17 protein-coding genes are annotated in these 20,987 nt (G+C 64.3%); 3 read left to right on the top strand and 14 right to left on the bottom strand.

The window, feature by feature from the left end; genetic code table 11:
- Positions 1-31: 31 nt before the first annotated feature.
- Positions 32-439 carry a hypothetical protein gene (locus E4631_RS10390; RefSeq protein WP_133655477.1) on the top strand — a complete coding sequence of 136 codons (408 nt, stop codon included), beginning with the start codon at positions 32-34 and terminating at the stop codon, positions 437-439.
- Between the two features lie 175 nt (positions 440-614).
- Here E4631_RS10390 and E4631_RS10385 read toward each other — a convergent pair whose 3' ends face one another.
- The 9 genes from E4631_RS10385 to E4631_RS10345 form a co-directional block, all read right to left on the bottom strand.
- Positions 615-2,093, bottom strand: coding sequence for a hypothetical protein (locus E4631_RS10385; RefSeq protein WP_133655478.1), 1,479 nt, complete (start codon positions 2,091-2,093; stop codon positions 615-617).
- Between the two features lie 53 nt (positions 2,094-2,146).
- Positions 2,147-3,337 carry a FecR family protein gene (locus E4631_RS10380; RefSeq protein WP_133655479.1) on the bottom strand — a complete coding sequence of 397 codons (1,191 nt, stop codon included), beginning with the start codon at positions 3,335-3,337 and terminating at the stop codon, positions 2,147-2,149.
- Positions 3,334-4,080, bottom strand: coding sequence for a sigma-70 family RNA polymerase sigma factor (locus E4631_RS10375; RefSeq protein ID WP_166647915.1), 747 nt, complete (start codon positions 4,078-4,080; stop codon positions 3,334-3,336). Before E4631_RS10375 ends, E4631_RS10380 begins: the two co-directional genes overlap by 4 nt.
- Positions 4,081-4,418: 338 nt before the next feature.
- Entirely contained in the window at positions 4,419-6,713 is a 2,295-nt protein-coding gene (katG, locus tag E4631_RS10370) for a catalase/peroxidase HPI (protein ID WP_133655481.1), read from the bottom strand.
- Positions 6,714-6,885: 172 nt separating this feature from the next.
- On the bottom strand, positions 6,886-7,545 hold the full coding sequence (locus E4631_RS10365; protein WP_133655482.1) for an aquaporin: 660 nt from the start codon (positions 7,543-7,545) through the stop codon (positions 6,886-6,888).
- Positions 7,546-8,195: 650 nt separating this feature from the next.
- Positions 8,196-8,741, bottom strand: coding sequence for an LptE family protein (locus tag E4631_RS10360; protein WP_133655483.1), 546 nt, complete (start codon positions 8,739-8,741; stop codon positions 8,196-8,198).
- Positions 8,722-10,047: a sigma-54-dependent Fis family transcriptional regulator gene (locus E4631_RS10355; RefSeq protein ID WP_133655484.1), complete on the bottom strand. Its 1,326-nt coding sequence runs from the start codon at positions 10,045-10,047 to the stop codon at positions 8,722-8,724. Before E4631_RS10355 ends, E4631_RS10360 begins: the two co-directional genes overlap by 20 nt.
- A gap of 104 nt (positions 10,048-10,151) precedes the next feature.
- Complete coding sequence (miaB, locus tag E4631_RS10350) at positions 10,152-11,588, bottom strand: tRNA (N6-isopentenyl adenosine(37)-C2)-methylthiotransferase MiaB (protein WP_133655485.1); 1,437 nt, start codon at positions 11,586-11,588, stop codon at positions 10,152-10,154.
- Positions 11,589-11,741: 153 nt separating this feature from the next.
- A complete protein-coding gene (locus E4631_RS10345) occupies positions 11,742-13,157 on the bottom strand; it encodes a DUF389 domain-containing protein (protein ID WP_166647916.1) in 1,416 nt (471 codons plus the stop codon).
- A 648-nt stretch (positions 13,158-13,805) separates the two neighbouring features.
- Between E4631_RS10345 and E4631_RS10340 the strand changes: the two genes are divergently transcribed.
- Positions 13,806-14,489 carry a haloacid dehalogenase type II gene (locus E4631_RS10340; RefSeq protein WP_133655548.1) on the top strand — a complete coding sequence of 228 codons (684 nt, stop codon included), beginning with the start codon at positions 13,806-13,808 and terminating at the stop codon, positions 14,487-14,489.
- Between the two features lie 56 nt (positions 14,490-14,545).
- Here E4631_RS10340 and E4631_RS10335 read toward each other — a convergent pair whose 3' ends face one another.
- Together E4631_RS10335 and E4631_RS10330 are read right to left on the bottom strand one after the other, a co-directional pair.
- Positions 14,546-15,712 carry a TIGR03364 family FAD-dependent oxidoreductase gene (locus tag E4631_RS10335; protein WP_133655487.1) on the bottom strand — a complete coding sequence of 389 codons (1,167 nt, stop codon included), beginning with the start codon at positions 15,710-15,712 and terminating at the stop codon, positions 14,546-14,548.
- 139 nt (positions 15,713-15,851) lie between these two features.
- Positions 15,852-16,427, bottom strand: coding sequence for a helix-turn-helix domain-containing protein (locus tag E4631_RS10330; protein WP_166647917.1), 576 nt, complete (start codon positions 16,425-16,427; stop codon positions 15,852-15,854).
- Between the two features lie 117 nt (positions 16,428-16,544).
- On the opposite strand from E4631_RS10330, the gene E4631_RS10325 reads away from it, so the two are divergent.
- Positions 16,545-17,282, top strand: a complete 738-nt coding sequence (locus E4631_RS10325) for an HAD family hydrolase (protein WP_133655489.1) — start codon at positions 16,545-16,547, stop codon at positions 17,280-17,282.
- Here the strand turns inward: E4631_RS10325 and E4631_RS10320 are convergent.
- From E4631_RS10320 to E4631_RS10310, 3 genes are all read right to left on the bottom strand, one after another.
- A complete protein-coding gene (locus E4631_RS10320; protein ID WP_133655490.1) occupies positions 17,279-18,550 on the bottom strand; it encodes an alkaline phosphatase family protein in 1,272 nt (423 codons plus the stop codon). The genes E4631_RS10325 and E4631_RS10320 overlap by 4 nt on opposite strands.
- Before the next feature lie 30 nt (positions 18,551-18,580).
- Positions 18,581-19,684, bottom strand: coding sequence for an alkaline phosphatase family protein (locus E4631_RS10315; protein WP_133655491.1), 1,104 nt, complete (start codon positions 19,682-19,684; stop codon positions 18,581-18,583).
- 174 nt (positions 19,685-19,858) lie between these two features.
- Entirely contained in the window at positions 19,859-20,962 is a 1,104-nt protein-coding gene (locus E4631_RS10310; RefSeq protein ID WP_133655492.1) for a sulfatase-like hydrolase/transferase, read from the bottom strand.
- Positions 20,963-20,987: the final 25 nt, after the last annotated feature.

Raw genomic sequence — 20,987 nt, 5'->3', positions numbered from 1 at the left:
TTTCAACTCACCCCTTTTCAACCCCTTCTGTATGAAACGTTTTTCTTCCCGCCGTGCGGCCTTCGCCACACTAGCGCTCTTTAGCCTGGGTTCCAGCACGCTACTCACGAGCTGCTTTGATAAAGATGGCGAAAAGGGCAGCTGCACCCCCAAGGGCAGCACCTGCAGCACAGCCGTCACGGTCGTGGACCTCAGCAAAACGACTGGTTGCGGCTTGGCGCTGCACCTGGCCGACAGCACCTATGTAGTGCCCACGGGCGCTACCTGGACCAACTTCCATGCAAAGGCCGGCGATAAGCTATTGGTGGGCTACACCACCCTCAAGAAGCACAACTGCAGCACCGACAGCACGAAGGCCAGCTGCACCGCGGGCCCACTGGTAGAGCTGGGCTGCATCAGCGCAAGCACCACTGCTACTACCAGCACCGGCGCCAACTAAGCCAGCAGGCCAGGTTAACGAAAGGCGTGTTCGGCAAGCTGCCGGACGCGCTTTTTAGCGCAATTTCTAACTCAAAGAACTTGCTCTGGGAACCGCTGTCGTACTCTATTTGGGAAATCGTCAGCATGACCGGCTGACGACTTGCAAACAACTAGCCGCAAAGGCGGAGATTGCGTTAAAACCGCACGCCCAGCTGCACGCCGGGCCACAGCCGCAGCAGCGACTGCGGGAAGTCGGCATCGAGCCAGCGCCACTGGTCCTGGCCCAGCTCCCAGTGGGGAGGGCCTGGCTCGCGGTGGGCAGTGGCCAGGTTGAGGGTAGGCCCTCCCACGAGCTGCCAGCGGCTGCCCTGCTTAAGCTGCCAGGCCACCATGGGCCGCAGTTGGGTGAGCTGACTAGCCGGAGCCTTTTTATCATTATCATTGCTCAGCAGCCACAGCAGGAGGTCTAAGCTAGGCGTGAAGCGGCCCCGAGGCCGGCCAGCAGTGCCCACGCCTACCCCCCAGGCCGCGCCCGATTGGTGGTCAAAGGGGCCGGCGGCCACCCCCAGTACCAGGTAAATGTGGGGGATGCCCAGCTTAACGGCCACGTTGAGCGGCAGGCTTTCACTAGCCCACGCCTCCCCGTGCAGGTAGCTGCGTTGCAGCAGGCCCGCCCGCACCGGCGATGTGTGAATGGCGGAATCGGCGGTGGGGGCCGGGGCGCGTAAAGCCAAGCTGGCCGGTACCTGGCCGGGCGGGAGCGTATCGCCGGGCTCAAAAACCTGCGCTGGCAAAACCAGCAGGGTAGGCAGCAAGGTGAGCGAACGCTGTGGCTGACCTACTTGGGGTTGCGGTGGCCCCGCGTCGCGCACAGGGTGAGGCAACCGGGTAGCAGCAGCTGCCTTCGTAGCCGCCAGGTCATGGCTGAGGGGGCGGCTACGAAAGCGGCCCGGATGGGGCAAAGTGGCTCCGGATATTTCGTCGGGCCCCTTGGCAGTAACCTGCTTAGCGGCAGCGGCCATACCCGGATGCCGGCTTTCAGACCTCGAACGCCGGGCCTGGCCCGGCTCATGCCTATCAGTAGGAATAGAAGCCGCAAGGCCAGCGTGTAGGCGAGTAAGGGGTGGTTTGGCAGGAGCGGTAGGGGCCTTGCTCCGCTGGCCAAGGGTAGAGCTTGGCGGTGCTCCTTGCCCGCGCAGGGGGGTAGGTTGGGTAATGAGGTAAGCGTTTGCAGCCGCTGGTTTGGCGCTTGCTGCTACCCCACTTGCCGTGGGCGCCGCCGCAAAAGGCACGGGCGCGGGCAAAGAAACAGGCCGGACCACTGGCGGAAGGCCGCCATTTACTGCCGCAACGCCCAAAGGTGCGGCTACGCGGTCGGGCCAAAGGACCAGCTGCCCGTTCAGCAACCCATACGACAGGTGCTCGGCAGCTACTATTTCGCGCAATACCGCGCCTAGCGGTCGGGCCGGGCCGGGCCGCAGCGTGCACAGGTGCGCCACTGGCACCAGCGAGCTGCTATAGCTGAAAGGTAGCTGGCCCTGGCGGGAGAGCTCGGCGAGTACTACCCCCAGCGGGCGGGTGCCCGGCTTAGGCTGCACCAGGCGGGCCAGCGCCGGAGCACCTGCCTGCCCCCGGGCCTGCCCAACGGCCAGCCAGGACCAGAGCAGTGCCATCACGAGCCCCGACCAGGTTCGCCAGCTAGCGGGCCGGGGGGCACCCAGCGCCGTCACGGGCGGGGCATGCGGGGGGCCGGGGCCGCTGCCGGGGGCTGGAGCGAGGGGGTAGGGGAGGCGCAGCCGGGGCCTTGCAGCTGGTAGCCGCCGCTCCCGTCGGGCGTGAGGCGGCTGACCGTGGCCGCCGCCAGCACGGCCAGCACCTGGGCCGGCCGGGGATGGGGGAAGGTGCCGGTAAAGCGGCACTGCGCCAGCCCTGGGCTGCTCAGCTGCACGGCCGTGCCAAACGTGGCCCGCAAGGTGCGGGTCACCTGGGCCACCGATGCATCGGTGAAGCGCAGCGTGTCGGTTTGCCAGGCCCGGAAGTTGGGGTCGGCGGCGGGGCTGCTGCGCAGGCGGGCGGCTATCCGGCCGGGGGCATCGGTGGCGTGCAGCGCCGCCCGGGTGCCCGCCGCGAGCAGCACGCTATCCGTAGGCGCAATATGCGTCAGCCACACCTGGCCGTGGGTCACGCTCACCTCTACGGAGTCTTCGGCCGCGTAGGCGCGCACGTTGAAAGCGGTGCCCGTTACCCGCACGCGGGCCGTGTTGGTGCTCACCACGAAGGGCCAGTCCGGGTTATGTTGAACTTCAAAGTACGCTTCGCCGGTTAGCTGCACGGCCCGCACGCCGCGGGCCGGGGCTTGCCCTACCCCCACGTAGCGCAGCCGCGAGTGCGCATTGAGCCACACGGTGCTGCCATCGGGCAGCCGCACCAACTGGCGGTTGGCGGCGCTGGCATAGGTTAGCACCAGCTCTTTCGGTGTGAAAAACCAGGTTTTCGCCAAGGCAAAACCTGCGCCCAGCAGCAGCGCCAGGCCCGCTGCCAGCTGCCAGCGGCGGGCAGCGGCCTGCCGCTGGCCGGGCCACAGCGGCCGTACGGCCGGCGCCGTGAGTGCTGGCTCCACGGGGGGCGCTACCAGTGGCTGAGCTGCTGGGGCCGCCGGCGCGGCTGCGGCCATTAGCGGCCGGAAGCGCTGCCAGGCGGCCTCCACGTCGGCCGGGGTAAACAAGACGGGCCCGGCCGCGGCCTCGCCGGCCCGCTCCCAGGCGCGGGTAACGGTAGCCAGGATTTGCAGGTGGGTAGGGTCGGCTTGCACCCAGGCGCGCAGCTCGGCCCGCTCGCCCGCCGTGGCGTCGGCGGCCAGGTGGCGGGCCAGCAGCGCCCAGGGGGCATCGGCTGGGTCGGGGTAGCTATGCGTCATATAGGGTTTGGGCCAGCAGATGTACCCGGCATGAATAGTAGATACGCCAGCGCAACGTTACCCCCACGCCGCTTCGCAAAATAGGTTGTGGGCGGGCCTTGAAGCCGCACCTGCGCCCTGGCCTCAACCGGGAGCACCTGACCGGCCCAGCGTGCCACGCCGCAGTAAAACAGCAGCCAATAGAGGTTTTTCAACACCCCCGCCAGTTCGCGGCGGAGAATGCGCAGGGCTTTGCCCATTTGATTCTCCACTGTTTTGGGCGAAATTTCCAGGGCGTCGGCTATTTGCTGGTAGCTCAGCTCCTCATAGCGGCTCAGCTCGAATATAACCCGGCACTGGGGCGGCAGCTGCGCCAGGGCCGCCGCTACGGCAGCGGCGGTTTCGGCCGCGTGCAGGCCGGCCAGGGCATCGGGCGCCACCGGGGCAGCAGTGGGCGGGGCATCGTCCCAGGCTACCTGGCGCTGGGCCCGCTGCTGGGAGCGCACGGCCGCGTTCAGGGCCATGCGGGTGAGGTAGGCCCGGTACGACTCAATTGGTGGCAGCGTGGCCAGCCCCTGCCAGAGCCGCAAAAAAACGTCCTGCAACAGGTCTTCCACTATGGCCCGGTCGGGCACCACACGGTATGCCACGGCACCCAGCGGCGCATAAAAAGTATTAAAAATCAGCTCCATAAATGCCGCCGGGTCGGTCTGGCGCAGCAGCGTCAGGCGGGCATTTAGCGTAGCGTCATCGGAAATAGCCATTAAATAACTTAAAGCAGGGCAGTTGGTAGTCGCGGTGGCCAACCCCATTTTGCTGGCACTTATCCCCGGGCCAGATGCTGCGCCGGCGGGGAAGTTAACTGGATTTCCTGCAACGGCTTTTGACCGCAGGCTGGTCAGGCTTCCTCATCACCCAAGCGGGGCTAGCTTCCAGCAGGGGGTAGGGCCTAAAATCTTGGTATTGAATTAACCCGACCCAACTTACGCAAAGAAGCTCCGACCTGCTGGCCGAAGCTTCTTTGGGTTGTGAATATGCTTGCTTCTGAGAGTTGACAACAATCAAAACCACGCGCAATTTCTGGGCTCACCCACTAGCAACCTCAGACTTTCACGTCGTAGCGGTCGAGCATCATCACCTTGTCCCACGCTTTTACAAACGCTTTCACGAAGCGCTTGTGGCCGTCGCTGCCGGCGTAAACCTCCGCCACCGCGCGCAGTTGGCTGTTGGAGCCGAACACGAGGTCAGCCCGGGTCGCCACGAAGCGGCTTTCGCCCGTCGCGCGGTGTTCGAGCGAGAAGGTCATGCTTTTCATGTCATCCTTCTTCCAGTCGTATTCCGTGCTCGTGAGCACCGTGAAAAAGTCGTTGGTGAGCACGCCTACGCGGTCGGTGAAGATGCCGTAGGGCGAGCCGTCGTGGTTGGCGTTCATGGCCCGCAGGCCACCGGTCAGCGCCACCCACTCGGGTGAGGTAAGCGATAGAAGCTGCGCCTTATCGAGGAACATCTCCTCCGGAGCCACGCCCTGCGAAATATTCTCGAACCCTTTGTCGAGGTAGTTGCGGAACCCGTCGGCCACGGGCTTCAGCCACGTAAACATCTCAATGTCAGTAAGGTCCTGCGTGGTGTCGCGGCGACCCGGCGTAAAGGGTACCTCAGTTGCAACGCCCGCATCGGCCGCTGCTTTTTCGAGCGCAGCGCAGCCACCCAGTACGATAAGGTCGGCGAGCGATACCTTCTTCCCCCCGGCCTGCTGGCCGTTGAATTCCTCCATCACCGTCCGCAGGGCCGCGATGACTGGCACCGTGCGGCGGTTAACCGCCCAGTCCTTTTGCGGGGCCAGCGCGAGCCGCCCGCCATTGGCGCCACCCCGCTTGTCGCTGCTGCGGTGCGTAACCGCCGCCGAAAAGGCGGTGTACACTAGGTCAGACACGGAAATGCCCGAAGCCAGAATTGACTGCTTCAGCGCCGCGATGTCGGCCGCGTCTACCAAGGCATAGTCGGCCACCGGGATGGGGTCCTGCCACAGCAGGTCGTTCTCGTTGCGCTTCTCAGCGCCGAGGTAGCGTTCGCGCGGGCCCATGTCGCGGTGGGTCAGCTTGTACCAGGCCTTGGAGAAGGCTTGGGTGAAGGCGTCGAAGTCGTTGAGGAATTTTTCGCAGACGGCGCGATACTCGGGGTCCACCTTGAGGGCGATGTCGGTCGTCATCATCATCAGGGCGTTCATCTGGCCGGCGATGTGCGCATCGGGCGTCTTGGGCGCGTTTTTGTCAACCGGGGTCCACTGCAACGAGCCGGCCGGGCTCTTGGTCTGCTCCCATTCAAATTTGAACAGGTTGACGAGGTAGTCATTGTCCCACTGGGTCGGGTTCGGCGTCCAGCTGCCTTCGATGCCGTTGGTCATCGTGTTTTCGGCATTGCCCTTGCCCTTGGGGTTGTGCCAGCCCAGGCCCATCTCTTCCATCGGCGCAATCTCGGGCTGTGCCCCGATTTCGGCCGCCGGTACCATGCCGTGGCTCTTGCCGAAGGCGTGGCCGCCGGCAATCAGGGCCACGGTTTCCTCGTTGTTCATGGCCATGCGGGAGAACGACGTGCGGATGTCGCGCGCCGCGCCCATCGGGTCGCCCTTGCCGTAGGGGCCTTCGGGGTTCACGTAAATCAGGGCCTGGTGCGTGGCACCGAGTGGGTTTTCCAGGTCGTAGTCGGCATCGCCGTTCTGGCCGCGCCAGCGCTTGTCGCGCGTCACCATTTCGTCGGGCGTGTGTTTCTTATGCCCGTCCCACACCTCGGGGCCCCAGTAGGTGCTGTTGTCGGCCTCCCAGGCGTCGTGGCGGCCGCCGGCAAAGCCGTAGGTAGGGAAGCCCATGATTTCCAGCGCGCAGTTGCCAGTCAGCACGATAAGGTCGGCCCATGACAGCGAGCTGCCGTACTTCTGCTTGATGGGCCAGATGAGCCGCCGCGACTTATCGGTGTTGCCGTTATCCCACCAGCTGTTGATAGGCGCGAAGCGTTGCAGCGCCTCCCCGGCGCCGCCGCGGCCGTCGGCAATGCGGTAGGTACCGGCAGAGTGCCAGGCCATGCGAATCATCTGGGGGCCGTAGTTATGGTAATCCGATGGCCACCAATCAACCGAAGAGGTCAGGAAGCCTTTGATTTCCTGCTTCAGCGCCTCCAGGTCGATGGCGTTGAACGCCTCGGCGTAGTTGAAGTCCTCGCCGAGCGGATTGGCGCCCGGGGCATTGTGGTGCAAAAGCTCTACGCGCAGCCGGTTGGGGTACCAGTCGGACAGCGTAGGCGACGACCCTTCCGCGCCGCCGATGCGGTCGCCGCCGAAAGGGCATTTGCCGCCCATTTCGAAGGTTTTAGTGTCAGTCTTATCGTGGCTTATGTTGAGCATTGTGATTTCCTATGAATTGGGTTTTGTTAAATAAACGCAGGTTCTATTCTAACTGTTCTGCTAATCCTTTAGCAACTAGCTTTTCTACTTCTATGACATTGGAAAGGCACTTTAGTCTTGTTCATTTTTGCCTTTTCCCCTCACACCGCCCGCTTCTATGACGAGGTACCCCTTATTTCGAATCGTCGGCCTGGGCTTTGGGGGTATGCACCGGGCCGTCTTCTACTTCGGCGGGCTTGGTGCGCTCGATGACGGAGAATATCAGGCTGAATACCACGGCGCTCAGCAGCGTGGCCCACATTGCCGGCGAGGTAGCCAAGCCCATTGCCAGGGCCACGGCGGGGTTTAGCACCCCGTGGCTGACCAGCAGCCCGGCCAGCAGCGCGCCGCCTACCGCAATGCCACTGCCCGCCTTGGCTACCTGCTTCTCGGTGGTAGCCGCCACTGTTATCATGAGAATGCCAAAGCCCACAAACTCAGCGGCGGCGGTGCCCGCCTGGTAGCTGTGGCCCAGCTCACCCACCAGCCCGGCCCCGGCCACCACGCGCGCCAGCAGGGCCCCGGCCACCTGGGCCACTATATACAGCAGCCCGTGGGCGAGCGGAAAACGCCGGCTGGCCATCAACCCTATGGTGACGGCCGGGTTGAGGTGCGAGCCCGACAGGCTACCCACCGCATACACGAAAACAAGCAGCGTGAGCCCCACCGCGAAAGGCGTAAGCGGTGCCGCTACCGTAAGGGCGGCCAGGGCTAGAAAAAAGGTGCCCAGCAACTCAGCCAAAGCCGACCGCAAGGCTTCGCTACCCAACGGATTAGCAGCGGTATCACTCATAAAAGAAAGCGTTAAGGAACTCGCAAAATCAGCGTTATGCCTGCCCGCTGGCCGCCACGCGGCTGTTATAGCCACCCCTTACGTAAAGGGCTGACTTATAAATCTGACTGCGAACTGAATACTCAGCTTAAACGGCCCTATGGCTTAAGCCCAGCTTAAGGGGAGCTTAAATTCTAGTTAAATTACTGCCAGCCGATTTTTGGTGAGTTGTTACGCGGGTAGCCTCCCTACCCCCATCCTGCCACCGGAAAGCCCCGGCGCCGGCCTTGCTAGCGCTACAGCAAGGGCAGTCCTACCCGGCTGTTGGCCGGCAGGTGGGGGCCAATTAGAATATGCTGGCGCAATGGGCCAAAGCCAGGGCCTGGTGGTGCTCAACCCCTTTTCCTACAACGTGCGCTTTCGCGTCGTCTGTTTTAATGCGCACCCCCGGCTTGCGCTCGGCGACGTTGTGCCGGGCCTAGCCCGTAGCCCGGTCTGTATCAGGTGCGGACCCGGCGCACGAAGCGGGAGCATACCCGGTTCAGGCAGCAGCTGGCCTCCCGCTACCCCAGACCGAAAAACCTGCCTGGGGCAGAACAATCTCAACCCCCACACCTTGAGGATGCGCTAGGACTGCCTACCCCCCCGTGCTACACTCAGCAACGGGCAACCTACCAGTTGGCCACCGACTTGTTGAACATGTCGCTGATGATGTTGCGGGTAATCTCGCGCACTGAGGCCAGGTCGTTGTTGACCGTAGCAATATCCTGGGTTGATGGGAAGTCCTTCTGGCTCTGGAAGGTCTGTTCGAAATCCTGCTTGTTATTCTTCGTATTCGTGAAGCGCAGCTGCACCTGGACGGTGAGGCGGTTGGCGCCTGCCCCCGGCAGCCCGCCCGCCTGCTGAATGGCCGCCGGCGCAAAATCGTAGGCCGCGATGGTGCCTTCAAACTGCAGGTCGCCGTCGCGCGGCACCAGCTTCAGCGTCGTGTTGCGCTGAAAATAATCTTTGATATCCTCCGTAAAGCGCTGCGAGAGGTAGGCCGGCGCATTAGGCGCGGTGTTCTGGAACGTCTGAATGGACAACGTCTTCACGGCCGGGTCAATGTTGGTGCCGTTGAAGGAGTAGATGCCGCAGCCGCTCAGCGCCCCCAGCAGGGGTAGGGCCAGCAAGCCCAGCGCGCGGCGCCGCCCCTGGTTAAGCCGATTCGAGGTCATATTGCTTGAGCTTGCGGTACAAGGTGCGCTCCGAAATACCCAGGTCCTGGGCGGCGTACTTGCGCTTGTTGTGGTGTTTCTTCAGCGCCTTCATAATCATCTCTTTCTCAATAGCATCGAGCGAAAGAGTCTCTTCTTCCGTTTCGTGCGAGATGTCCTCCGTCTGGTCGCTGTCGTCATCATCGGCGTAGCCCGCCGAGGCCATATCCACGCGTAGCGGCGCGGCCGGGCCACCGGGCAGGTAGTAGCCGTTGGGCTCGGGCTGGCCGTCGGTGGGGGGGTAGGGCGAGGCTTCGCCTAAGTTATTGAACAGGTGGCTGTTCTGGCGCAGCAGCTCCTGGGTTTCGGCCGGGGCCGGGCGGTTGCCGGTGGCCAGCTCCAGCACCACTTTTTTGAGGTCCGTCATGTCGCGGCGCATGTCGAACAGCAGCCGGTACAGGATGTCGCGCTCCGAATACGAGCCAAAGTCGCCGCCCGCGCCGTGGCCCGGCAACAGGGCCGGCAGCAGCGACGTTTGGGCCGTGGGCAGGTAGGTAGTGAGGCGGGCGCCATCGACCTCGCGCTCCATTTCCAGCACCGAAATCTGCTCGGCTAGGTTCTTGAGCTGCCGGATGTTGCCGGGGAAGCGAAACCGCGTCAGCAGCCGCACCGCGTCGGGCGTCAGGCTGATGGGCTTCACCCGGTGCTTCTCCGAAAAGTCGGCGGTAAACTTTCTGAACAGCAAATAGATATCGTCGCCCCGGTCGCGCAGCGGCGGCACCGTAATCGGCACCGTATTCAAGCGGTAGTACAGGTCCTCGCGGAACTTGCCGGCCTGCACCCGGTCGAGCAGGTTCACGTTGGTAGCGGCCACCACGCGCACGTCGGTCTTCTGCACCTTGCTGCTACCCACCCGAATAAACTCACCGTTTTCCAGCACGCGCAGCAGGCGCGCCTGGGTACCCAGCGGCATCTCGGCAATCTCATCCAGGAAAATGGTGCCACCGTCGGTCACCTCAAAGTAGCCCTTGCGCGCCTCGTTGGCACCCGTGAAGGCGCCCTTTTCGTGGCCAAAAAGCTCCGAGTCAATCGTACCCTCCGGAATGGCGCCGCAGTTGATGGCGATGAACTGCCCGTGCTTGCGGGGCGAAAGGGCGTGAATAATCTTGGAAAACGACTCCTTGCCCGAGCCGCTTTCGCCGGTAATGAGCACCGTCATATCCGTCGGCGCCACCTGCGCCGCCACCTGAATGGCGTAGTTCAGCGCCGGCGCGTTGCCGATGATGCCGAAACGCTGCTTGATGGATTGTATTTCTTGATTAGTCAATCTCTTGCGTAATGCTTAGCGCAGACGGCTGTGAGCGCCTGCATTTTACTTGGTGACTACTTGGCCAAACGGCGCCTACCCAGTGGTAGACGCAGCCGCGTTATCTATACCGCTTTGCCTAACAGCGAACCCCCCGTATTGGTATGCACCAATACGTTAACGTAGTCGCCCTTCTGGAAATTACCCTTCGGGAAAATCACGACTTGGTTCTGGCTGTTGCGGCCGCTGAGGTCGTCTTTCGAGCGCTTCGAGAAGTTCTCGACCAGCACCTGGTGCACGCGCCCTACCCCCCGCTCGTAGCGCCGGCGGCTGTGGGCGTGCTGGCGGTCAATGATTTCCTGGAGGCGGCGCTTCTTGGTTTCCAGCGGGATATCGTCGGCGAGCTTGCGGGCGGCCAGCGTGCCAGGGCGCTCCGAGTAGAAGAACATGTAGGCCATGTCGTACTGCACGTGGTCGAGGAGGCTGAGCGTGTCCTGGTGCTCCGCCTCGGTTTCGGAGCAGAAGCCGGCAATCATGTCGGTCGAGATGGCGCAGTCGTCGCCCAAAATCCGGCGCACGGCCGCCACGCGGTCCTCGTACCAGGCGCGGTCATAGGTGCGGTTCATCAGCTCCAGCACCCGCGAGTTGCCGCTTTGGGCGGGCAGGTGCAGGTACTTGCAGATGTTGTCGTAGCGGGCCATCGTGTGCAGCACCTCGTCGGTAATGTCTTTGGGGTGCGAGGTCGAAAAGCGCACGCGCAGCTCGGGGCTGATGAGCGCCACGCGCTCCAGCAATTGCGCGAAGTTGACGCGCTCGGCGCCGTCTTCGCTACCCCACTTGTAGGAGTCCACGTTCTGGCCGAGTAGCGTAACTTCCTTGTAGCCAGCGGCCACCAGGTCGCGCGCTTCCTGCACAATGCTGTGGGAATCGCGGCTGCGCTCGCGCCCGCGGGTGAAGGGCACCACGCAAAACGAGCACATATTGTCGCAGCCCCGCATGATGCTGATGAAGGCCGACACGCCGTTCGAGTTCAGGCGCACGGGCGTGATGTCGGCGTAGGTTTCCTCGCGGCTCAGCAGCACGTTCACGGCCTTTTGGCCGCCATCGACCTGCGCGATGAGCTGCGGCAGGTCGCGGTAAGCATCGGGGCCCACCACGAGGTCCACGATTTTTTCTTCCTCTAAAAACTTGCTTTTGAGGCGCTCGGCCATGCAGCCGAGCACGCCCACCAGCATACCGGGCCGGCGCTTTTTGTGCGAGTTAATCTGCTTGAGGCGCATGCGCACCGTCTGCTCGGCCTTCTCGCGGATGGAGCAGGTGTTGAGCAGCACGAGGTCGGCGGTGGCCAGGTCCTCGGTGGTATCAAAGCCCTCGCCAGCCAGGATGCTGGACACGATTTCGGAGTCCGAGAAATTCATCTGGCAGCCGTAGCTCTCAATGTAGAGCTTGCGGGCGCCGCCCGTACCGTTGGCCGCGCTCACGCGCACCTCATTGGGTAGGGCCGCTGCCTCAGCAACGGGCGCTTTATCGAGAAAATCTAACGTAATGAGCGGTTGAGACATAGCAGGCAAAGTGCCCAGGCAAGCCGCCGGGCTGGTAGCAAAGATACGAATGAGGGTTGGGAAATGACAGAATGGCAGGTAGGGAAGAGAACTAGTTAGCCCAGTGGGTTCAGGCCCGGCAGTTTGGGTGGTCTGGTAAGCGCGCCTGTGCTGCTAGCGCCGCTTACCCCGCCGTTGGGCCGGCTTGCGCGCCGGCGGCGGAGCCGGAATATTCTGGCTGTCGACCAGCAGGCGCAGTGCCTGCCGGCTGCCCGCGCGCAGGCTCAGCCAGGCGGCTAGGCGCTGCTCCTCGGCGGCGGGGAGCGGGCGGCGCGTGCGCACGGCTACCAGCACGGTGGTATCGGCCCGAAGCGAGTCGGTGGCGGGGCGTACCAGGCGGCTCAGGCCCAGCTGGCGCACGGTGGGGTGCTCTACCTGCACTTCGCGCAGCAGGGCCGCCGCGCCGGGCAGGCCAGCCGTGAGGCTGTCGGGGTGAGATAATAGCTGTTGGAGCTGCGCCAGGCGGCCTTCGTAGCCCACCAGGGTTTGCTCCTGGCGGCTGCGCACGTCTTCGAGCACGCTGCTGCGCAAGGCCTGCGTATCGGCCGAGTCGAGCCGGGTCAGGCCCTGACGCACGGTAAGCATGGCATTGTCCAGGCGGTAGCGCGGTAGCTGGCTGCGGGCTGCGCGCAGCTGGGCGGCGGTGAGACGCTGGCCAGCCAGCAGCACGTTAATCGTAAAGGCACGGGGCTGAATGCGGCTGGTGACGACAAACGTGCCGGGCAGGTTCAGCTGCTCGTCCACGAAGCGCTGGGCGTTGTGGGTGAAGGTGCCGTTGCGCACGATGCCGACGGCCAGGTACACGCTGGGCGCCGCCGTGAGCAGGGCCAGGGCCCAGATAACGAGCCGCACGTGCCGGGCCCGCCGGTCGCTGTCGAAGGTGTGGCGGGGTAGGGGCAATATGCGGCACACCAAGAAGGTAGACAGGGCAATAAATACGCAGTTAATTGAAAACAGGTACAGCGACCCGAACAGAAATGACCAGTGCGCCGTGGCCAGCCCGTAGCCGGCCGTGCACAGCGGCGGCATCAGGGCCGTGGCAATGGCCACGCCCGGTACGGCATTGCTGTGCTCGCGGCGGGTGAGGGCTACCCCCCCCGCCGCCCCGCCAAACAGGGCAATCAGCACGTCCCAGGTGGTGGGCGTGGTGCGGGCCAGCAGCTCGGAGCCGGCATCGGTGAGGGGGGTGAGGCGGAAGTAGAGCGCCGAAACCATCAGGCTCAGCATGCTGGCCGTGAGCAGGCTTTTGGCTCCGCGCTGAATCAAGCCGATTTCCATGGTGGCGGCCCCGTAGCCGATGCCCACGATGGGCCCCATGAGCGGCGAGATGAGCATAGCCCCGATGATAACGGCCGTGGAATTAACATTCAGCCCCACCGATGCGACCAGGATGGCGAAAATCAAGACCCAGAGATTGGTGCCCCGAAACGCAATGCCCGCCTCCACGTCGGCCTGAATCTCGGCCGCCTCCGCCATGTCGTCGGTGAGTAGAAAGCGGGCGCGCAGGAAGCGGAGTAGAACGTTAACCATGGGGTAGGCTAGTGGATAGCTCAGGGAAGTGGCCGGCGCCGCAGCGGGGGGCACAGGAAATAAGCAGGTAGCAGCTTCGAGCACGGCCGGCGGCAACGGGTTACCAACCATGCGCTCGAACTAGGCTAACGCGCGGGCGCCGGGGTGAGGAAGAACCAGATAGGAATGGGCAAAGGTGCAGGTATTTTCGGTGGCGCTCCGCTCAACGGACTTTACTGCCGGCTAAGGCTACGAGTTGACGCAGGCGGCCATGTCCCAGGCCTGCTCATCCGCAAGCTGAGGGTGGTTGGTCGAAGGTGGCGCCCGAGGGCCTGGCCGGCCCGCGCCGTCAGCCATCCCTAGCGGCGCCCTGCCTGCGCCGCTGACGAGCCAAAATAATGCCGCCAAGCCAAGCGCCGGGGGTATCGCTCTAGTTGGCGATAACGATGAGCTGCCCGTTGCTGGGTTTGAGTTGGTTGTGCCTGAGGTCAGGCGCGTAGCAATCACTGTCTAGCGGCATAGCTCATGACCCAATCATCAAAAAAAACTGCCTGGGTTGCCCTGGTGCCTGGTAGCTGCGTAAGCAGGTAGGTGATTACCCGCCGCGCTGCGCTATCCTCCCTTGCCCTGGCCACTGCGGCCGTGGCCCTACCCCCCTCCTTATCCGCCATGGCTTCTGCCCCCGACCGCCCCAAGCTGCTGATTTTCGACGTCAACGAAACCCTGCTCGACCTGCGTAAGCTGCAGCAGGCCGTCAACCAGGAATTCAAATCCGAAACGGCTTTCAAGCAGTGGTTTGCGCTGCTGCTGCAATACTCGCTGGTCGATACCGTAACCGGCAACTACCACCCCTTCGGGCAAATTGGCGACGCCGCCCTCGACATGCTGGCTCAGGCGCTGGGGCAGCCGGCCCGCCCGGCCGTCCGCAAGAAAGAGCTGCTCACCCTGCTCACGGAGCTGCCCCCGCACCCCGACGTTATTCCCGGCCTCACGGCCCTGCAAAAAGCGGGGTTCCGCATGGTCACGCTCACCAACTCGCCCGATGCCACGGTGCAGAAGCAGATGGCCTACGCCGGCCTCACGGGCTTTTTTGAGCAGCTGCTCAGCATCGATTCGCTCAAGCGCTACAAGCCTCACCCCGATACCTACCTTACCACCTGCCAGCAGCTGCAGGTGGCGCCCGCCCAGGCCATGTTGGTGGCCGCCCACGGCTGGGATACGGCCGGGGCGCGGCTGGCAGGCCTGCAGGCGGCCTTCATTGCCCGCCCCGGCCAGCAAGCCTACCCGCTGGCCCCCGCGCCCACCCTCACCGGCCCTACGCTGCCTGACATTGCCCGGCAGCTGGTGGGGTAGGCCGCCCGGCGCGCCAGCGGCTTTTAGTAACCTTGGCAGTACTGCCGGCGCACCGGTCAGCCTCGTCTTTCCAGCCCCAACTGCGCCACATGGTGGGCCGCAAAGCCGCACGCCGACGTCATGCCCTTACCCCCAATGCCGGTGACGATGTGAATGCGCGGGTGGGGCGAGTGCTGGAATACTTCCCCCGATTTGCTTTGCGTGTAGTAGCCATTCCAGGCGCGCTGCATGCGCCAGTCGGGCAGGTCCAGGATGCGGCGCGCTTCGCCTAGCATCAGCTGGTTGAGGTGGTCGTAGTTGTTGAAGTCCAGGTTGTCGGCCTCAGCCAGGTCGGCATACTCGTGCGTATCGCCCACGATGATGGAGCCGTCCAGGGCTTGCTTGAACAGCAGGTGAATGCCCCACTGCCGCAGGTCAGCATCCATCGGCTCGGCCAGCAAGTGCGCGAAGGAGGGGCAGTCGTGAAAGGCGTGGTACCGCCGGATGCTCAGGCCCGTGAGCACCGAGCCCGGCAGCTGCACCTGGGGTAGGGGGTAGGTGGCCAGCATCTGGAGCTTGACCAACTGCAAGTCGCTCTGAGCAAACACGTCCGGAAACAGCGCCCGGCAGTCGCGGCCGTTGCAAACCAGCACCTGCGCGGCCCGGTAGCGCTGGCCGCGCACGTCGGCCACCTCGCAGCCGGCCGCGTTGGCCGTCACGGCCAGCACCGGCGTAGCGGGGCGGTAGTCGAGCTGCCAGCGCGCCACCAGATAGGCCAGCAGCTTATGAATCAGCAGGTCGGGCTCGGCCGTTACTTCCTGCTCAAACAGCAAACCGCCCACGCAGTAAGTGTCGCGCACGGCCGGCAGGCGCTGCCGGCACTCGGCCGCCGTGAGCAGCCGCGCGGCGTAGCCGAGGGCCGCGTACTGGGCGTGCTTCTCGGCCAGCACTTGCAGCTCCAGCGCGGTTGAGGCCAGGTAGAGCGAGCCATTTTGCCGAATGGAAATATCGCATTCGGCCTGAATTTTCTGGTAGGTTTCGAGGCTCACGCGGGCGTAGTCGAACCACTCGCCCGTGGCCATGCCGGAGGTGATAATCTGGCCAAAGTTGCGCACGGTGGCCTCCATCGGGCGGGCGTCTTTCTCCAGCAATAGCACCTTCAGGCCGCGCTGCAAGGCAAAGTAGGTGTGAAAAGCACCCAGCGCCCCGGCCCCCACCACAATCAAATCAAACGAGTTTTCCATAAGCCTGGCCGAGCTACCTGCCCCGGCCCGGCAAACTTACTGGTTGTTGCCTCATAGGAAACAACGCCCACCGTTACGAATACGTTATTTCTGAGTCGGGCGGGCTCTGTGCAATTCGCCCTACCCCCTTGCCGGGCGGCTAATCGGTGTGGCGCAGCAGGTACACCTTAAACAGCCGCGCGCGCTCGGGCGTGTCGTTGCGCACCGAGTGCGCCAGAATGCCGTCGAAGTACAGCGTGTCGCCGGGCCCCAGGGCTACCTCCTCGTCTTTGAAGCCGTAGCGCACCGTGCCTTCCAACACGTGCACTAATTCCAACGCATTAGTGGAAAGCGGCTTGCGATAGGTGTCGGGGCTAATGATGACCTCGTTGACGCGCAGGCTGTAGCCGGCCAGGTCCTGCGAGAGCAGGTAGTTGTAGAGCAGGCCCTTGGAGTCGTCGCGCTTTTCGGGGCGGCCCGCGTCGGCACGCACCAGCAGGTAGGGCGCGGCCGCGTCGCCGTTGATATTCTTAACCAGTGTCGAAACATCGACATCCAGCGAATTGGCAATCTCAACCAGCACGGACAGCGAGGGTACGGTGCGAAAATTCTCGATTTTGGAGAGCAGGCCCGCCGAAAGGCCGCTACGCTTGGCTAGCTCGCGCAGGCTCATTTTTTTCGCTTTGCGCATTTCCAGGATGCGCAGGCCGATTAAGCTCAGCTTGTCGTGTTTCATGCGGGCAAGTTGGGGACGAAAAACGTAACGCAAAGTTGAGGTAGCGGTGATAACGGCTGGCCGGGTAGGCGCGTATTTTTGTTGCATATTTGTAAACAAATCAGTCGCCCGTCTCCTATGCCTGTTCCCCAGCTCATCGTATTTGATATGGCCGGCACCACCGTGCGCGACCAGCACGAAGTAGAAGCCTGCTTTGCCCAGGCCGCCGCCGCCACGGGCCTGCACGCGTCGGCCGCCCGCATCCTGGCTGTGCAGGGCCAGGCCAAGCGCTTCGTGTTTGAGCTGCTCTGGCGCGAGCAACTGGGGGCCGATGCCCCCGCCGCCGAGCTGACGGCCCGCGTAGACCACTCGTACCAGGTGTTTCGGCAGGTGCTGGAGGCCCACTACCGCACCGCGGAGGTGCAGCACACCGAGGGCTGCCTGGAGCTGTTTGCCTTTCTCAAAAGCAAGGGCATCCGCATTGCCCTCACCACCGGCTTCTACCGCGAGGTGACTAACCTTATTCTGCGCCGCCTGGGCTGGCACGCGGGCCTCGACGCCCAGCACCGGGGCAGTACCGACTCCGTTATCGACTTATCCATTGCCAGCGACGAGGTAGCCGAGGGCCGCCCCGCCCCATTTATGATTCAGCGCGCCATGCACACGTTCGGCATCACCGACCCGCGGCGGGTCTGGAACGTAGGCGACACGCCTTCCGACCTCGAATCGGGCCGGCGCGCCGGGTGCGCCCGCAGCCTGGGCCTCACCAACGGCACACACTCGGCGCAGCAGCTGGCCGCCTACCCCCACGACGGCCTGCTAGCTTCGCTAACCGAGCTGCAGCAGCAGCTGCGCGCCGAGCTGGTGCCGGCCTAGTTGGCGCCGCTGGGTGGGGGCGGTCCGGCGGGTATCAGCCAGGTATTCACGGTATTGTGAGTGCCTTCGAGCACTATTTTGTAGTACGGAGCGGGGTAGGCCGCCCGGCTGAGGGCCAGGCGCTGCCGGGCCAGTGGCACGGTAGCCAGCAGCACGTAGTCGTCGGGGCCGCCGGTTTTGAAGTGGTTGGTCGTTGTGGCCCACACCTTCACCGTTGTAGGCTGGCTGACCAGGGCCGTCCAGCTAATGCGCAGGCTATCGGGGCCGGCCACTACCTGCGGCGCGGCCAGCGATACCGGCCCCAGGAGCGGCACGCCATCCAGCTCGCGCTCGGTGGCGGGGGGTAGGGCTAGCCGCATAAACCGGGCAATGGTAGGCAGAATATCCACAATGGCCACGGGCGCGCGGCGGGCGTAGGAGTTGGTGTTCTTATCGCTGAGCACCACCCAGGTAGCGCGCTCGCGCGCCGATTGCCCGCCGTGGTTGCGGCCAGTGGCTGCGTCGCGGCCGTGGTCGGTGGTGAGCACCAGCAGCCAGTCTTCGGCAAAGTGCTGGCGGCGGTAGGTTAGTGCTTGCTGCAGCTGGCCAATCTGCGTATCGAGGTAGCCCACGGCCGTGCGCAGCTCGGGGCTGTCGCCGTGGCGGTGGCCCATGTCGTCGGTGTGCTCCAGGTACACCCACGACAGGTCGGGGCCGTTGTCGCGCAGGCACTGGGCAGCTTCGGCCACCACCTTATCGTCGATGGCGTGGGTGTACAGGCTGCCCTTATCGTGGGGGTAGGCCACAGTGTCGAGCTCGTAGCCATCGGCCTTGTAGTCGAAGCGCAGGCTGCCGGTTGCCGGCAGGCCCTCGCCCACCAGCTTGGTGCGGTTGTCGAGCCAGGTCGAGAAGATACCGATTTTAGCGGTCGGCCGCGCTTCCTTCAGCAGCCTAAAAATGGTGGGGTAGTGGTAGTTGGGGGCCTTAATGGCGTTGCCCCACACATTGTGCTTGTAGCCCCAGGTGCCGGTGAGCAGGTCGTTGTAGCCGGGCGCCGAGATGGTGGGCGTCTGCGTATAGGTGCCCAGGTCGCCGCCCACGTGGGCCGGCAGGTAGGTGCCGCTGGCAATGAGCTGCTTGATATTCGGCGTGTTGGCCGCTTCCAGCACATCGGCCGGAATACCGTCGGCAATGACAAAGACGACCTTGCGGGCGCGGGCCGGGGGCTGCGCGGGAGCCAAATGGGCTACGAGTAACCAGCTCAGCAGCAAGCAGTAGGTTTTTTTCATAAGGAAGTAAGTGGAGATACGCGGGTGGCCCTACCGGCCGCCGGGGCCCAGGGCCGAAGGGGCGTTGGCTATCGGGGCCAGCTGCCTCAGCGGCTCCTCGCCCGGCGCCAAAACGGCCCTGATGGGTGCTCCCAGGGGCTCACCAAGGCCGTAGTGCAGGCCCAGCAGCGCGGCCAGGGTAGTGGCCAGCTGGTTTTGGTAAAGCTGAGCGGGGCCCTGCTGCTCGCCGGTCGGGGGCGTGTCGGGGCCGAGCACGCCCAGCCAAATCTGGTCCGAGCCGGCCAGCAGGCGGCTATGGTGCGCCCAGCGGCCCCAGCTGCTGCGGCCCCGGCCGTGGTCGGTGGTGATGACGAGCGTGGTTTTGCCGCGGTAGCGCGGCGTGGCCTGCACGTAGGCCCAGAGCTGCGCCAGAAACTGGTCGGCGGCGTGGGCCGCCGCCAGGTACTGCCCATATTCTCCCCGGTGGGCAAATTCGTCGGTGTCGCCCAGGGCCAGGTACAGCACCCTGGGCTGCTCGCGCTTAAACGCCTCAAACGCGCAGCGAAACGTGAGCGAATCGGGCCGCGCCGTGCCCAAAGGGCCGGCCGAGGACTGCCTGCCCGCGTTCACTGGCAGGTCGTGGCGCGGCGCGTTGAGAATGAAGGCAAATGTTTCCCAGGAAGCAAACACCCGCACCTGGCCCCGGTAAGCGGGCTGCTGGTTGATGAAGGCCAGCACCGTCTCGTTGGGATTACACACCTTGGCATTGCTGCGGATGCTGGCCGAGGTGCGGCCGGTCAGCAGCTCATTATAGCCGGGGTAGGAGAGTCGCTGCTTATTGGTCACATTCAGGTAGTTGCCATAGGCCCGGTTGCCATGCAGCTGGCCTTTGCTTGCTACCGTGCGCCACAGAAATGGCAGCAGCGCCTGCCGGCGGTGCGCGGCGGTGGCCGGGCTTCCGGCTGGCCCGGTGGGCGTACTAAAGCCGGGATGCCGACGGCGCAGCAGCACCGAGTCGGCCCCGCCGAATATTTCCTGCCAGCGCACCCCGTCGATGGTCACCAGAATCAGGTTCTCCGTCTGGCGGTCGGGAGCCTGCGCCTCGGCGCGCCCCAGCGTAGCCAGCAGCAGCAACGTCAACAGGGCCTTACTCATACGGTCAGGTAGTTAGGGGTCCGGTAGCTTTGGAGCTAAAACGGGTAGCGCGCTGCGAATGATACTGTTGCCAGGTTATCAAATTGCGTTGGCGGGCGCGTTTCGGCCCTTTTGGCCAAGCGTATGCGCCGCGCAAAGCCGCGCCGCATTGGCCAGCGGTGGGGGGGTAGGGACCTACTTCGCGCCCATAACCGGGCCGATGGGCTTGCCGGTGGCGGGCGTGGGCGCGTAGGCCTGGCCCAGCAGCCGGGCCAGGGTAGCGGCCACCTGGTTTTGGTAAAGCTGGCCGGTGGTGGCCATGCCGGTGGCCGGCGTGTCGGGGCCCAGGGCGGCCAGCCAGATTTGGTCAGCGCCCGCCACGTCGCGGCCGTGGGTTTGCCACTGCGTGCCGGCTACGCCCCGGCCGTGGTCGGTGGTAACGAGCAGCGTGGTTTTGCCCCGGTACTGCGGGTCAGCTTGCAGGTATTCCCAGAGCTGGCGCAGAAAGGTGTCGGTATACTGCGCCGCGTGCAAATACGCGCCATACTCGCCGGCGTGGGCAAAGTCGTCGGTATCGCCAAAGCTGAGGTAGAGCACGCGGGGCTTCTTCTTCTTCAGGTACTCCAGGGCGAAGCCGTAGGTCAGGGCATCGAGGCGCTCTTCCCCAAAGGGGCTGGGCGTGGCTACTTCCAGCTGGTTAAGCAGCTGCTCGCCGGGCGTGAGGCCGGGGCCGGGCGCCAGGCGCTGCCCGGCATTCACGGGCAGGCCGCTGCGCTTCTCGTTCAGAATGTACGGAAACGCCTCCCACGAGCCAAACGCCGCCACCCGGCCCCGAAAAGCGGGCTGCTTATTCAGCACTTCCAGCACCGAGGCGTTGGGGTTGTCGAGCGGGTCGTTGCTGTGAATGCGCGCGTCGTCGGCGGCCCCGGTCAGCAGCTCGTTGTAGCCGGGGTAGGAAAAGCGCATCGTGTTGGTCACGTTTACCAGGCTGCCCGCATCGCGGTTGCCGTAGAGCTGGCCTTGCCGCACCACCGTGCCCCACAAGAAGGGTAGCAGCACCTGCCGACGCTGCTCGGGCGTGCCCTGGCCAAAGTCCTTTTGCAGGGCCTTGCGGTCGGCGTAGTAATACTTGCTCTGGCGAAACAGCGCCGAGTCGGCGCCGCCAAATACTTCCTGCCAGCGCATGCCGTCGAGGGTGACCAGCACCACGTTTTCGGTGCGCGGCTTAGGCGTTTGGGCTGCGCTGGCCAGCGCCAGGGCGGCCAGCCCCGTGGTAAGTAAACCAGTGAATAGGTGCATACTAAAAGTTACAGTAGTGAAGCGC

The organism is Hymenobacter sp. UV11 (assembly GCF_004684095.1).
Lineage (GTDB): Bacteria > Bacteroidota > Bacteroidia > Cytophagales > Hymenobacteraceae > Hymenobacter.
This window is presented reverse-complemented; position numbering and strand designations above follow the sequence as displayed.